This window comes from Eisenbergiella massiliensis (assembly GCF_003435485.1).
On sequence record NZ_QVLV01000005.1, the window covers coordinates 250,056 to 265,907 of the forward strand.

General features: G+C 43.6%; 11 protein-coding genes. All 11 read right to left on the reverse strand.

Annotation, left to right across the window (positions count from 1 at the left end; genetic code table 11):
• Positions 1–66 precede the first annotated feature (66 nt).
• The 11 genes from DXC51_RS09730 to DXC51_RS09785 all read right to left on the reverse strand — a co-directional run bounded on the left by DXC51_RS09730 (position 67) and on the right by DXC51_RS09785 (position 15,577).
• A complete protein-coding gene (locus DXC51_RS09730) occupies positions 67–1,080 on the reverse strand; it encodes a family 43 glycosylhydrolase (RefSeq protein WP_117544392.1) in 1,014 nt (337 codons plus the stop codon).
• A 39-nt stretch (positions 1,081–1,119) separates the two neighbouring features.
• Entirely contained in the window at positions 1,120–1,980 is an 861-nt protein-coding gene (locus DXC51_RS09735) for a carbohydrate ABC transporter permease (protein ID WP_117544393.1), read from the reverse strand.
• Positions 1,981–2,037: 57 nt separating this feature from the next.
• Entirely contained in the window at positions 2,038–2,952 is a 915-nt protein-coding gene (locus DXC51_RS09740; protein ID WP_117544394.1) for an ABC transporter permease, read from the reverse strand.
• A 78-nt stretch (positions 2,953–3,030) separates the two neighbouring features.
• Positions 3,031–4,749: an extracellular solute-binding protein gene (locus tag DXC51_RS09745; protein WP_117544395.1), complete on the reverse strand. Its 1,719-nt coding sequence runs from the start codon at positions 4,747–4,749 to the stop codon at positions 3,031–3,033.
• A 262-nt stretch (positions 4,750–5,011) separates the two neighbouring features.
• Positions 5,012–6,094 (reverse strand): alpha/beta hydrolase family protein, encoded by a 1,083-nt coding sequence (locus DXC51_RS09750; protein ID WP_117544396.1) that lies wholly within the window; start codon positions 6,092–6,094, stop codon positions 5,012–5,014.
• A gap of 79 nt (positions 6,095–6,173) precedes the next feature.
• On the reverse strand, positions 6,174–6,614 hold the full coding sequence (locus tag DXC51_RS09755) for a hypothetical protein (protein ID WP_102286741.1): 441 nt from the start codon (positions 6,612–6,614) through the stop codon (positions 6,174–6,176).
• 161 nt (positions 6,615–6,775) lie between these two features.
• Positions 6,776–8,197: an FRG domain-containing protein gene (locus DXC51_RS09760; RefSeq protein ID WP_117544397.1), complete on the reverse strand. Its 1,422-nt coding sequence runs from the start codon at positions 8,195–8,197 to the stop codon at positions 6,776–6,778.
• A 50-nt stretch (positions 8,198–8,247) separates the two neighbouring features.
• On the reverse strand, positions 8,248–8,793 hold the full coding sequence (locus tag DXC51_RS09765; RefSeq protein WP_117544398.1) for a hypothetical protein: 546 nt from the start codon (positions 8,791–8,793) through the stop codon (positions 8,248–8,250).
• 297 nt (positions 8,794–9,090) lie between these two features.
• Entirely contained in the window at positions 9,091–11,508 is a 2,418-nt protein-coding gene (locus tag DXC51_RS09775) for a DEAD/DEAH box helicase family protein (RefSeq protein ID WP_330413821.1), read from the reverse strand.
• Positions 11,509–11,570: 62 nt separating this feature from the next.
• On the reverse strand, positions 11,571–12,182 hold the full coding sequence (locus tag DXC51_RS09780) for a class I SAM-dependent methyltransferase (protein ID WP_117544401.1): 612 nt from the start codon (positions 12,180–12,182) through the stop codon (positions 11,571–11,573).
• A gap of 95 nt (positions 12,183–12,277) precedes the next feature.
• On the reverse strand, positions 12,278–15,577 hold the full coding sequence (locus DXC51_RS09785; protein ID WP_117544402.1) for a UvrD-helicase domain-containing protein: 3,300 nt from the start codon (positions 15,575–15,577) through the stop codon (positions 12,278–12,280).
• Positions 15,578–15,852: the final 275 nt, after the last annotated feature.

The following is a 15,852-nucleotide window of genomic DNA, read 5'->3' on the forward strand; positions in this document are numbered from 1 at the left end:
CCTGCGTTTTGCCGCGCACTTCCCCCGCCTGCTGTCATCTGCTTTAAGCCGCATATCTCATGGAGTTTAGCCAAAAAGCTCCGGTCCGTCAAGTTCGGCCAGGCCAATTTGCTCCAACACCCATATTGGTTCCTCATATGCCGCTCCATTATACCACATCATCCATTTATTCCCCACCTTCAGAACAAAAGGCTTATAAACCGCAACACTGTCCCATTCCCCCTGTGTCGGGCAAATTAACGGATTCTGCGGGTGCCGTTCCCAGCCGCTGATGCCATTCGCCGATCTGGCCAGCCCTACCTGGGCCCGCTCTTCGTGCAAATGTCCCACATAAAACATGTAATACCAACCTTTTTCCTTGACGACACAGGGCGCCACTACCTTATGCTGCTCCCACAGACAATCAGGGTTCTTTTCCAATACCGGATTTCCTGCAAACTTCACCCAATGTATACCGTCATGGCTTGAAGCATAGCCGATGGCATCCGGCTCATGGTTGCAGCCTGCAGCATACCACATTTTAAAGCAAGCTTCCTCTTCATCGAATATAACGTGGGGGCACATGACAGCCTGAAGCTCCCATGCCTGATCCGGCTCCATCACAGGTAATTCTCTTCGCTCCCAGTTTATCCCATCATCGCTTACCGCCAAACCCAATACGGACCGCCCGTCCTCCAGATAGGGCTTCATCTGCCCTGAATACCACATCATATATTTTCCATTATGTTTGATGACCGTGGGACGGTTGATTTCATCCGCTTCCCACTCAGAACCGGGAACCGGCGCCAATACTACCTGCGGTTCCTTCCAGTGAATACCGTCACTACTTTCCGTATAGCCGATAGCCTTTTTCGGACGCCAGGAAAACCACATTTTAAATACCTGCTGCAAGGTACCTTCCTTTTCCAATAAAAGCGAGACATCGAAGCAGGTTTCATATATTCCACCAAAAACAGGATTATGTTCATATTTTTTCCAGCCTGCCGACGTTCCGTACTGGTAATATTTTATATTTTCCTCGCAATCATAAAAAGCAATACGCTCTGCACTGTTCATTCCTTCCGGCGCTTTGATATGCATCAGTTCTTCCTCCTTTTTCTGCCGCAGCTTTAGGGGCCGTTATTTTACAGCCCCAATCAGAACTCCTTTTTCAAAATACTTTTGTATAAACGGGTAAAGTACCATAATCGGGAAACAGGCAATGACAATGACCGCATATTTCATCTGTTCATTCATCAATATCGCATCCAGCCCCATTCCGGAGGCCTGTACCTCGCTTGTAATCAGTATGCTGCGCAGATAAAGCTGAATCGGCTGAAGCTTCTCATTAGACAAAAAAATCAATGGTGCAAAATAGCTGTTCCAGTATCCCACGCCGTAAAACAGGATCAGTACGGATATAATTGGTTTAGACAGCGGAAAAAAGATTTTTGTCATGACTGTCCATTCCGAACCTCCGTCAATTTTTACAGCCTCCGCCATCTCTTCCGGCAGGGACTCAAAAAAAGATCTGGTAATTATCAGGTTGTAAGCACTGATAATGTAGGGAAGGACGATTGCCCATCTGGTATTATACAGATGCATTTTCTGCACCAGAATGTACAAGGGTACGAGGCCGCCGCTTATAAACATGGTCAGTGTCATCAAAAGAGACAGCTGCCTGCGCAGAAAAAATCTCCGCCGTGATAATACAAATGCTGTCGTTGCGGTCATTGTTACGCTTGTGGCCGCTCCCACCACCGTATACCACAGGGTATTTGCAAAAGATCGCAGCACGGTGGCATTATCCAGAATCATACGGTAAGCCTTCCATGAAAAGCCTTTGGGAAGCAGATATACATCCCTTGCCAGCACATGCGCAGGTTCACTGAAGGACATGCTCACTACATAGATAACCGGGTATAAGGTGATGATAATGATGAGAATTGTTGCTATCGATATCGGAATATCCGAAGGTACAAATCTTTCTTTTCTGTTCATAGCCTTCCGTCCCAGGGACTGTATAAATTTGTCCTGTTACAGCCCCTGCCCTTTCTGTCAGAATATACTTGTATCCGTCGCTTTTTTCGCAAGGAAATTGGCCCCCAGCAAAATAATTACGTTAATCAGCGAATTAGCCAGTCCAACCGCAGAAGCAAAGCTGTATTGTGCATTCAGAAGCCCCTTCCGGTAAACATAGGTGGAAAAGATATCCGCAGTGGAATAGGTAGCCGAGTTATACATGAGGATAACCTTCTCATAGCCGATATTCAGCATGTTTCCCATATTCAATATCAGCAGCAGAATTATGGTAGGCGCAATAGAAGGGAGTGTTATGTAAACAAGTTTTTTCCACCTTCCGGCTCCGTCCAGCGCCGCAGATTCATACATTTCCTGATCAATCCCTGAAATTGCCGCCACATAGATGATGGAATTCCAGCCAAATTCCTGCCAGACGCCGGAGCCCACATACAATGTCCGGAACGCTTCCGGAATGTTGAAATAATTTTTAGGCTGTACCCCGAAACCGGCGAGCAGCTGCGTCAGCACGCCGCCGTCCGATGCCAGCAGGTCCTTCAGGATTCCCACCACGACAACTACGGAAACAAAATGGGGGAGATACGCAGCCGTCTGCGCCACGCGCCTTATGCCGCTGTGCTTCAGCTCATTCAAAAGCAGTGCAAAGGCTATGGGTATGGGAAACGACCACAGCAGTTGTTCAATACTTAGTATAAATGTATTTTTTACCAGCCGGCCAAAGTAGACTGAATTCACCAGCTCCTTAAAATGCTTCAGTCCCGCCCAGGGGCTTCCCCAAACGCCCCTGGATATATTGTAATCCTTGAATGCCATCAGGATTCCATACATGGGACCATAGCAAAAGATGGCGAAATAAAGCACTCCCGGAAGAATGATTAACAGCAGCATCCAATCCCGTCTGATATTTTTTTGCAATGTCTGCAACGCTTTCATCTGTTGTCCTCTCCGAAGGCGCGTCACGCACCCTTATGCATTTACTGTTTTTGCCCCCCCTAAGGCGGCACATGACAGCTATTTCCCTACAATTTCCTGATATCTTGCGTACTGTGCGCCCTTTATATCAATGATATCCTGCATTCCCATGCTATAGGCGGTTTCCACATATTTATCGAAGTTATCCAGTGATTCCGTCCCTATTACAAATGCGGTAAACATTTCATCCAGATAGGTGGACAGATCAGGCCATACACTGGTATAAACCTCAGACTCCTCCGCTGTACCCAGCATCTCCGGGAACGGATCCTCCATATTGCCATAGGCATCCTTGCATGCGGTTTCCACCTTGGTCCCTTCGAATATCTTCATAAATGCCTCACCGGAGTCATTAATAAAGTAGGTCGGCCATGCGCCTATGCTTCTCAGAGCGGAGAATGCAGAGGTATAGGTTTCATTGTTGGTTATAAGGTCGGTAAACTGAATATTTCCGTCCGCATCATACTCATAGGACATACCTTCAATACCATAATTATAAAGCATCAGACCGTCTTCGCTTGCATACACATAATCGATCCACTGAATCGCTGTTTCCGGATTTTCACAGGCAGATGTAATGCCATAATAATGCCAGGTCAGGCCTCGCTTTGTCATCCGCGCCGTACCATTTTCATTTGCCTGAAGCACCGGCATGAATTCATAATCACACTCCGGATTGCTTGTCAGCGCCAGATCATCAGAGGACGCCATATTATCAGCAGGGTCGTGGCATACAATCCCCACTTTATCCTCCGTAATATTCTGTGTCAGCAGCGTGCCATCCAAATCATCTGAAATCAGGCCCTCAGAATAACATTTATTCAGAAAAGCCAGCATGTCCTTATACTGATCCTCGACAGCAGCATAATGCACTTCACCGTTATCATCCGTATACCATAAAGAGTTAGTGTCATAGCCAAAACCGGTCATCAGATAATAAAGCTGTTTGATCCCGTTCTTGGTTGCCATCGGGATTTCATCATCGGGATTCCCATTGCCGTTGGCATCCTGCTCTTTAAATGCAACCAGCACATCATATAGTTCATCTACCGTTTCAGGCATCTCAAGTCCCAGATTATCCAGCCAGTCCTGTCTGATATAAAGATAATCGGGAACATAATCATTAATGTCTCCCCACCAGCCTGCCAAAGCGTAGATATTACCGTCGGAAGAGGTACACATGGCCTCCAGGGCCGGATATTTATTAAATAAAGCCTGGATATTGGGTGCATATTCCTTAATCAAATCATTTAAAGGAATTAATACACCGTTGCTGGAATAGGTATCCACGCCTACATTGGAATCAAAGGGTGGAATTTCCACCATGTCAGGCAGCCCCTCCAGGGATGCCAGCCTGGTCTGAAGAACGGTTTCCACATCACTGCTGTACGTATCCCATTCAATATGAACGCCGGTACGGTTTTCTATTTCCTTCTGAACCGCTGTTCCGTCATTATAGCTGACACCCGCACACCATGTATCGTTTCCCATATAAGTAAGAGTGACGGAACCCGGATCACAGATGGGAAGCTTGAGCCCCCCTAAATCATATACGGTTCCGGTTGCGTTAACAGACGATGTATCGGCCGGGGCTGATTCCTCCGCCGCCTGCGTTCCTGTGCCTTCTACAGCCTCTGTTTTGCTTTCTGCAGGAGCTGTATCCGCTGCTCCTGATGTATTCCCGGATGAGCCGCAGCCTGCAAGCATGGAACTGACACAGGCTATTGTAAGTAAGCAGGATAATAATTTCCTTCGCATAATGTAACTCCCTTTCCTGTTTTGTATTTTCCTGACAAGTCCGGCCGGTCCTTTGTCTGGTTTGGTTTACTGCTGTTATCAGTATATGTTGTTTTTGCACAATTATAAAGAAACAAAATCAGCTTTTTTATGCAGTATGTTTGCAAAAAAAGCTGATTTTGTTTGATTTCTTTGATTTTGTTTTTTACTGAAATTAATAAAGTTGCTTCATCTGATACGAATGCATTTTACGGCCTTTTCCAAAGCCAGCCGGTTACCTGTGTTATACACCATGCCTTCTGCGGTACTCCATAAACAGCTTCCAGTCCTCCCGTCCAAGGTAGTGGGTGCCTGGTCTTAAATGATAGCCCACACTGCCCTCATGAAATGCATCTCCTTTTTCCGGCAGGCTATCGCATACAAGCCCCTTCTCCCCAAGCAGTTCATACACAGGCGTCACCGCCGCGCAGGACAGGAACTCAGAGCGTGGATCCGCCCACTGATCATCCACGGCGCTTGCCGCATAAAGCTTTCTGGGCACAACCAGCGCCGCCAGGAAATGCTGGTCAAAAGGAAGCTTTGTCTCCCCACCGGCATATTTCTTCAGATTGCCGCAGAACCAATAGGGGAAATTCCTGCACAGATCCGCCACATTCTCCCCTTCCTTTCCCCGGAAAAGAGAAATGCCGCCCGCACCGGAATCATTGGAAATCACCATGGAAAAACGGTCATCCATGGCGCCGCACAGCAGCGCGGCTTTTCCAAGCCTGGAATGGCCTGCTACAGCAATACGCTTACCGTCAATTTCCTCTAAATCCACCAGGTAATCCATAATGCGGCTGGCGCTCCATGCCCATACCGCAAGCTTTCCCCAGCCGTCAAATGCATTGCCGGGGAACAGGGCGCCGGGACCATTCGTATAGCCGTCTCCCTGATCCGGGGCGATATCCTGATAAGAAACCCTGGCTACCGCATAGCCGCTGTCGGTAATCTCCTCCATCAGTTCGTCCGAGGATAAAGGCAGGAAGGTCAGATATAAAAATACCGGCGGTTTCTGCACATTTTTCGGTAGTACAAGCTGAAACGGATAGGAAGTATAGCGGCTATTGGTATGGATCCGCACCTCCACTGTCCGTAGTACGGCTTTTCCTCCAAACGCATTTTTATCCTCCTGTACCGTCTCCCACTCGGTTTCCCAGCCCGTACGCGGCATCCTCCCGTAGCATTCCTCCTGAAGGATTTCGCGGATTTCTTCCCGGCGCTTTCCCCAAAGCTCCGGTGTGTTCACCGCCGTGCCATCCGCAAGTCTTAAGACCTCCGGCAGCGCACGTTTTTCAAGTTCCATTTTTATTGCTTCTTTCCCCATTTTTTTTGCAGCCTCCCACTGTTTGCAGCCTTTTTTATTACTTATTTTTATTGAAACATGTTCCGAACAGGAATGCGGGCTATAATTTATATAACTCTGAATGCAGTACTTCTGTTACCTTGATTTTCTTTTTCTCACAGAAAGACAGAATGCTGCAGCATTCCTGATTATCCGATGCCAGTTTTTCCAGGGAACTGTCCCAGGGCGTTTTCAGGTATATTCCCTTGTTTCCGCCGGCCGGACCGACGGCATGAATGACCTTTTCCGCTTCCTTCAGCTGCCGGAGCAACTCTTTTTCTTCAATTTTTTTCTGAAGCGCTTTCATCCGGATGTAATCGTTATCCAGACATTCCACGCCGTCCACGCCCACCGGAAGCATGTCTCCTTCTATTCTCACGTTCACATATGTTCTCCACGGCTGGCCTTCGCGCTGGTATTCATGCATATTTGATTCACCCACCGCATCCCTGGTAAATTTGGGATTATAGCTTGTCAGATCTGTGAGAAGCTTCACTTTCATCTTATGTCCCCCTTCCTGTTCCGGTTTCCGCGGTTCATAAACCGTTAACGCAGAAGCCGATGCCCCAAAATATGAGATACTTATACTGTTATAAAAAGTCAGACACTGCTTTATTTTTGCCTGATGTATTTTCCCTTTGTGTATTTCTACCTGTTGTTTTTCTACTTGGTATACTTCTCCTTGATGTATTCCGCAACATCGTCAATTTCAGGAAACAGCGCCGCTTTATTAATAGAGAACAAATCCAGCTCACTGAGAATATTCTCCTTATTTTTCACAATAAAAATAAGCTTCTTTCCCGACTTATTCCGATAACGCAGGGTGCGAAGGCTGTTTCCTTCCCCTCTGCCGTCCCCCAGGCCACACAGAATAAAGGAGCCATCCTGCTTCATAATTCTCGGATTACTTCTCAAAGGCATGATAAATACGTGGCTGAGCAAGTCTTTTTTTCTGATGCGTGGCTCAAAGCCCGGATTCTTTGATTTTACATCTCCGGCCAGTTTTGCCGCATACTGGAGATATTCCCTGTCCCGCTCCTCCGGTATGCCGTTTACGCATAACTCATACAGCTTTGTCTGAAAAGCATAATCAAATACCGGAATCGCAGCCAAAATGGCCGCTGTGTCGCTCCTGGCATATTTGGTGGATGCTGTTTCCGTCTGCAAAACGATCACCTCCCCCACACTGTCCCTGCTGCTACAGCAGGCAAAGTACAGGGCAACCAGCGGATTTTCCGTAATGTCCAGAAGCCTGGTGGGAAGGCCGTAATGCTGCATTTCCACCAGATAGTCCAGATGGGATTGGCACTGCGCAAAATCCTGGGTGCAGCGGAGGATAAGCTCCTGATACATACGGTTTTCATTTACCATCCAGTTCCGGCTGCGTTTGATTCCCGGGAGCAATTCGTAGGATAGCCTGGAATGGCCTCGGAAATAGAGGATGTGATTCGTATTTGACTGCCTCATGTCGGAGATGTCTTTTACGTAGCTGCTTACGTTTTCTATCAGCTCCAGTTCACAGGAATTGGCATCGTATATGACGCCGTTCTTTTCCAGAAGGTTCCTTTCGGGAAGCGGATTTTGTACGGAGGGTTCCGCAGCTGCTTTTGCTTCTGAAAGAGGTTTTTCTTCTGAAGGAGGGGTGGTATCGATGTATTTTCCATCCCATTCCCGAATGAAACGGTTGAGAACTGCTTTCAGATACTCAAGACGTTTTTCCCGCTTTGACACCCCAAGATAGGGAAGAAAAATCCAGAAAACCAGCGCTTCCTCTTCGAGAGGCGTCAGTTCCCTGTCCTGTGTCCCGATGATGGAAGACATATAATTTATCATGATTTCCAGGTTTTCGGAGGTAATGCAGCTGCCTGCATACAGGGTATAAAGAGCGGAATCCTGCGCCTTCAGGCGGGAATAATAGGTGCCTTTTCCCAAAGCGCCCAAGATATAACTGCAGTCCACGTAGCCTTCCTCCAGAAGTTTTTTCCCGAAGATATGGAAGAAGGCCCGGGTAAGATATTCTGAGGTATCGGCGTATTCTGCCAGCTGTTGTGCGTCGCTGCGCAGCTTTTCTTTGTATTTTTCCATATTTTCACCATGCTTTCAGCAGAGAAGATCTGGTGCGAAGAATATTTGGTTTATGGCTGCTGTTTTACCTGAACGGAAAAGTTCATTTTCAGGTCCCTGGGGGTAACTGCTCCGATTGTCTGTTCCAGATAGGCGAAATAGCCGTTTGCGCCCCCTTCCTCCGTCCATAGTGCAATAGATTTCTCAATTCTCAGCAGGCAAAGGACAGGTTCCCTGAAATATGACCTTAAATCTGAAGGTGATGTGAGATCCCAATACCCTGCGGCGGCTTCCCTGACCTCATCGTTTGTAAAGGGATCAAAGCTCATTAACAGCCCATTGACAAAGGCTTCGTTTTCAGGGGTGCGGTATCCATTTAAATCATATTCCGTATCTGTCAGGTATCCGTCTACGAGCAGAAGGCATACATGGATTGCCTCTATTGCCCTTCTTCCGTTTCTGTCCGGGTTTTCCCGATGAAGTTTTAACAAGTTTCCTTCCATGGGGGCAAAGAGCATTGCGTAGGCATTTTCTTCACCTTTGGCGATCTTTCCAAACTCCTTGGTCATCATGTTGGAGATTTTTTCGAATTTGTAGCGGTTTAGTTGTTTTTTCATTTGAGGGGGCTCCTTTGTTATTTGTTGTATGAGGGTTTTGGGTATTGCTTAATGAATTACTAATATCTGGTTACTTTCTGATATCTTACGGCTTTCCAGGATTCCTTCAATAATTTCAATATAGTCTTCATATAAAAGTAATCTTTTTGAATCTTTCGAAAAGGCCTTTAATAAATAATACAAAAACCAGATAAGCAACGCAATGCAAATCAGATTATTAACAATACCTTCGGGAAAATATCTCTCAACCAGAAATGTAAAATACAAAATCATATAGCGGCTGATTATTTTTCTTTTTCACCCCTGTTCACCCTTCTCATACCTCTGCTTGTAATAATTCATTGTCCTGTAATCTATAATATCCTTCATATGCTGCACAAAAGCCGGTTCCGTCACCACGTCCTTCAGGTCATCCCTCAAAGCCAGCACAAATCCCTCTCTCTCCACAAAGAAACCGCTTCCCGACTCCTTCAGAAAATGAACCGGATTCTTCCGGGCCTCGCTGACATATCTTTTTTTATCCCAGCTTCTGAAATCCCTTGTGTTCTTATCCTTCTCCATATCACGCCAGTTCTGATCCTTTTCATAGAAAGCCTTACAGCTCTGATAAACGTCCTCCTCCGTAATCCCCATTTTTATCTCTCCATCATTATAAAAAGCGAGAAGTATAGGCATTTTATAGGATTTGGACATGGAGGTTGTCTCCACGATATGAAGGAATTCCCATCCCGGCCCCTGTGAAAGCCTCCGTTCGTCATCAGTTAATTCCTTCAGTTCCTTCAGGAAATCAAGATAATGGTTAAAGGGATTTTCCTTCGAATTCTTTAAGCAAAGCTGATATATTTCCTCCTCCATATAAGTAAAAAGATCCATCCTCGCAGGAACCTTTCCTCCAAGGAATTCCTTAATCCGAAAATATTCCCCGCGGATACGCTCTTTCTTTGTTTCCTTCCTGGCTGCCATTTCTTTAAACAAATCGATCAGCCGCATATCAAAGTCCACAACACAATCCAGAGGAAAACCAAAATCCTTCTGCTCCTTCCTCTCCGCCGCCTCTCTGGAATAAGGCTCCCCGCTGAGAAGAAACGGCGCATTCCCGGCTTTTTCATAATTTCCCATGAAATCAAGGACCGTCAGATACTCCTTGCCTGCCTCCTTCCGCAGTCCCCTGCCCAGCTGCTGAAGAAAAACCACCGGCGATTCCGTGGGGCGCAGGAACATCACCATATCCAGAGAAGGAATATCCACACCCTCATTAAACATATCCACTGAAAAAATTACTTTAAGCTCCCCTTTTTCCAGCTTTTCAATTGCAGCTGTCCTGTCTTCCGAAAAATTCCCATCCGCATCGCTGTACACTGCACATGCCGGCACATTCCGGGCGCAGAACTCCTCAGCCATCCTCTCCGCATGTGCCCTGGAACAGCAAAAACCCAGTGCGCGCTGAGAACCATATTTTCTGTAATTTTTATAAATCAGATCGCATCTTTCTTTAACAATCAGCTTGATATCCAGATCCTTCTGCAAATATTTTCCCCTGACTACAGGCAGACCGGAGTAATCCACGCCATCATAGATACCATAATAATGAAACGGCACCAGCATTCCCTTATTAATTGCATCCTTCAACGTGATTTCAAAAGGGACATTATAATCACATATTTCATAAATATTCCGGCCATCCATCCTGTTGGGAGTCGCGGTCAGCCCTAAAAGAAAACGGTACTGAAAATATCTGATTATCTTCCTATAGCCATCATTTACCGCATGATGGAATTCGTCAATCACAATATAATCAAAATAATCCTGCGGGAAATATTTTTCACACAAATATTCATCTTTTCCCAGACAGCCGACCGATGCAAAGATAACGGGCTTATCCGTCTGCTTCAGATTTCCGTTGAAAAATCCCTGTTCATCCTGCGGACGAACCCTTTTGAAGCTTTCCGCAGCCTGCTTCAGGATTTCTTCTCTGTGCGCAACAAATAATACTTTTTTATATTCAATGGAATCAAACGCAGCAAGATAGGTCTTGCCAATTCCGGTAGCAGCATGAATCAGCGCTTTTCTGTCACCTTCCTCACGGCTCTTTTTCAATGCATAAAGTGCGTCTATCTGTGCGCCCCGCGGAAAAACAGGGGCAAGCCGGCCATCCCCCGCCGGCAGCTTTTCCTGATAGCGTTCCATATCCTTTTGAAGGGCCGGACGCTTCCAGTTTTTCGCATAATCCTTCAGTACTTTATCCGTCACCTCAACCGAATGATTATAAAAAAGGTCTTCAAACTCCTCAAAGAAAAGGTGATAGCTTTGTTCATCATCTTTTTCTGAAAACCGGTAATTCCATTCAATTCCTTTTGTAAGCGCGCTGCGGGAAATGTTAGACGATCCTACATAGATCTCACTGTTATCAGCATAGTGAAATATGTAAGCTTTTGGGTGAAAGGAACGGTTCTTTTCCTGATAGAGGTGGACACAGACTCTGTCCTCCAGCTCGTACTTGAGCAGGGTAAGGGCACTGGGCTGTGTGATGCCCAGATAATTTCCGGTAAGAAGGCGTATTGCCGCGCCTCTGTCCAGCGCGTTTTTAAGCGCAGGAAGTAAAAGCCGGACGCCTGATTCCATCAGAAAGGATACGATGATATCAATGCTGTCCGCACTTTTTATGCTCTTTTCCAAATATGTAAGCAGATGGTTGGCCGGAATGTCTCCTCCCATACTGACTCCGCGGGCCTTGTATTCTGAGCCCTCAGTCCATAAATTATTACTGGACCTGCCTATCAGATACAGTTTTTCTTTACGAGAATCATGTTCATCCATTTTTCATCATCCCTTCCCGGGCGTACATCTGAACTTATCCATTTTTCCTTTATTTGAAATACATCTGTTTCCTGTAATATTCTCTGCAGTTTATCCTCTGTCATATCGATAAAATACCTGCCGTTTCTCATTCCTTCAAAATCTCCGTATTTAAAGGATGCATACAGGATGCCTTCTTTTTTTAACGCACGGGCAAGCTTCTTCAGTATATCCTTAAGATCATCATAGGTGGAATGAAGGATTGAAGAGCAGGCCCAGATGCCATCGTATTCTTCTGATGCATTCATTTCCTGGAAAAGCATCTGTTTTACAGGGATTCCGGCATATTCGGAGGCAATTCTGCAAAATTCCTCCGAACCATCGATGGCATCTGTGCTACAGCCGTGAGACAGGAAATATTTCGTGTCTCTTCCGGGGCCGCAACCGAAGTCCAGGATGTGTGCCTGCGGCTGTAAAAAGGAAAGGAATTTGTCCTGTACGGAAGCAAAGTCCAGGGACTGGGTGGAATCGCTGAACTGGGCGGCGTTTTGGTTGTAGTAGTTCAGGGTTTGAGTGGTGTGTTGGTTATTCATTGTTTTCGGTACCTTTCCAGGATTGAAAGAATTGCAGGGCCGTATTGGGTTACCTTTTTTTCACCGAAACCGGGGATGAGGAGTAATTCAGCAGTTCACTCATCAAGGTATTTCTTCAATTTCTTTAACTGCTTTTCTGTCATTATCTCAGCATAATGTATTCCATTATATGTCGGATGCAGGACAGGATACTGTCCTTTTGTTTTTAATATATAACCATTTGTTATCAGCCATGTAATCATTGCATACAACTCTTCTTTGGAAAAGGAACTTAACTCGCCAAACTGGGAAATCATATTTAATTTTGCATCCAGCATTCGCTTTGTAGACTCGCCATGTAATACATCGACAAGCATAGTAGTTCCATAATAACGGATAGTGCTAACATTCTGCAAGGCCGAAAGAATTACATATATCGTTTCGTTTAAATCCCGCCCTTTATATTCTATTCCGGAAAAACTTCCTTTTTTTATTGCAAAAGTATCAACTGTTGTTTTTATTTCTGGATTTTTTCTATTCTTGGATTGATAGTCTGCTTGTATTTTATTATTTTCTTTCTCTGGTTTAGCCGGCTCCGGAGCATATCCCATCATATCATAAAACTGCTTTCTGCTGACTACATTATTACAACCTGTCCCATCCTTTTTATAATTTGTACATCCTAAAAAATAATCCTTTTCCCTTGCATGCTTTACAATCATGTAACCATCCCTGCAGGAATCACATTTCATGATTGAAAGTTTACCAGCAGCGTATTCATTTGTCATAAAACCACATACTTCTGGCTCATTCGTACAAATAAACAAGCGCAATCCATATGAGTTTTTATATCTAAGCTGTAATGGATAACCACAAATTGGACAGGGTTTACGCCCCATTGTTTTGGGTTCCTCTTCATTCCAATTACCATGAAGCACAATATTTTTATAATCTCTCTTCAACTCCAGCAGAAATTCAGACGGGTTCTGTTCCGGTGCAATAAAATAAACACGATTTTTTGTCCTTGTCATTGCAACATAGAAAAGGCGACGTTCTTCAGCATAATCAATAGAACGATCCCCTTTAATTACAAATGACAAAACCGGATCGTCTTCAATTTTTGACGGGAAACCATAGGTTTCATTTTTTCCATTTACAATAATTACTTCATCATAACCCAAACCCTTTGAAGAATGTGCTGTCATAAAAGTTATGTCAAGTTCCGGATATTTTACACTTCTTATTTTGCTTCCCCGGTTAATGTATTCAAATAATCCTGACTTTTCCAACTGATCCCCGTCAAAGCCAAAGCGCCCAAGAAGCAAGATCGATTCTGCTTTTCTACCTTCAGTTTTACCGTAGCTTATAATCTTTTCCAATGCAGTCTCAACAGCATGCGCAATAGCATAATTTACACCGCTCCTGCGGTTTCCGTCCTTGCCTTTATAGGTACTATCATATGTATAAATAATAACCGGATCATTAATCTGCTTTGGAGATTCCAGTCTTTTTGCTATTTGCTCTGAATTTTTTTGAATGAAATTACCTGCTATGTCAATTACTTCCTGTGAATTACGATACGTCTTTACAATTTTTAAGAGCTTTGCATATCCCATCTTCTCTTCAAACTTCGTAAACAACGTAATATCTGAGCCACTAAAAGCATAAATAGATTGCCAGTCATCTCCAACCGCAATAATTTTTGCATCAGTCACTTCTGCCAGAGCCTTTGTTAAATCAAATCGTTGTCTTGATATGTCCTGGTATTCATCAACAATGATATACTTGAAGTCCAACTTTTGCTTCATTTCTTTTACTTCCCGAAGGATTCTGGAGGATTCATTTATCATATCCTGAAAGTCTACGGCTTTATTCTCTTTCAGATATCTCTCATATTCTAAGAAACAATCACTACATATATCAAGAAACAGTCTGGTTCTGACATTCTGTGTAGAATGATACATACGGTTAAAATCATCAGCCGTATATCCATTTACCTTGAAATTAGATATAAACCTACTGATTAGATTCACTAATTTACGTACATAGCGATTTTCTTCCCCCGCTACCAGCATCTCCATCACTTCTGTATTTGAACGAGGTTTCATTTCAAAACCATTTTCCTCTAATTTTTTTTGCAAATGATATAATAATGGTTTTCCATCATTATATCTGGAAAAGGTATAGATCAAGGTAGTCCCATGCTTATGGTGTAATAACACTTTTTCGTTAACAGCTTTCTTATAAGCTTCTACCTCTTTTTCGCTGAACCTGTCGTTTTTTCCATCCTCTGTAATTCCAAAATGTTCAATATATGCAACCTTTCCATTTTGTTTGATAATAAAATCAGGTGTGTATGGTTTTCTTGCATATAGGATATGATACTGATAAACAGGCTCATACTCATATTCTATGTTATTTAAATACAAAAAATTAGCAATCTCCACTTCCTGATGAGAACGAAGCACTTCGTTTAAAATTGTAACCGACTTTTTTGTTCTGGTATCAATTACCTCGCGTTTAAAATCTTCTAAATCGCTACGCATGGTAGAAAAATTCGCCTTGGCAATCTGATTAAAGAAAACATTCAGATCATCACCTTCGTATGGAGCTTCAAAATAAGATGCAAAAAACATAATCAATTTATTGACTATATTTTCATTTTGCATAATAGCTCCTCTGAAATAGTCACGAATCACAAAATACAGTTTAGAACCTTCAACAATATTTAATTTTTCATCAGGTTCGTTTTTATGAATAATTGCGTTGCCGGTAGAATGAAACGTAGCGATCGGGCATCCTATTTTAAGCTCCTCATTTATTTTTTCCCGAAGTTCAATAACTGCCTTATTCGTAAACGAGACTACTAATATTTGAGATGGATCCACCTGATTTCTCTCAACAAGATACTTTACTTTTGCAGCAACCGTTGTTGTTTTTCCGGCACCGGCACCGGCTATAACCAGGCAATAGTCCTCATCTGTTAATATTACCCGCCGTTGATCCTCATCTAATAAGATATTGGGATCTACAGCTTTAAGAATATTATCTAAATACTCCTTATCCTCTACCATCGTCTTCTTTATAAAATTATCATTATGCTCATCTATATATTGATCAAAATGAAGAATTTTCTCTTCCGCCTGATTTATATATGATTCTTTAATACCATTCTTTTTACAAAACGAAATCAGCATACCGCTATTTTTTAAAATAGTAAAAAAATCTATTACTTCCTGGTAACTTTTAAGTCTGCACTGATATTCACTTCTAGCGATATACTTATCTGCTTGTAAAAGGTTATCCATAAACTGCAGAAGTTCAAACATCCGTGTAATATATTGATTATTTTCAGAAGGTATTGCGTTTGTATTAGAATTCTTTTTCTTTCTGAAAAGGTCACGAATAAAGCCCATGTGGTTACTCCTTTTTAAAGTAATTATACTAATTGGAATTTTGCCACGATATTTGTGGACTATCCGCTATTTTTACATTTATCTCCTTTATTTTACCATTTTTGAGGGGGATTTCAACTGAATTACAAAGATATGATGGTAGGCTTTATAAATTTTTATTAATTTAACTCGTTATGCTTGTGTCACTACACTAATAAGCATTTATGGCCATTTTACATATGAAGGTATTTTGAGCCACAAGGCTCTCGCAAGCCCCGACAGCGGCAAAATATGTT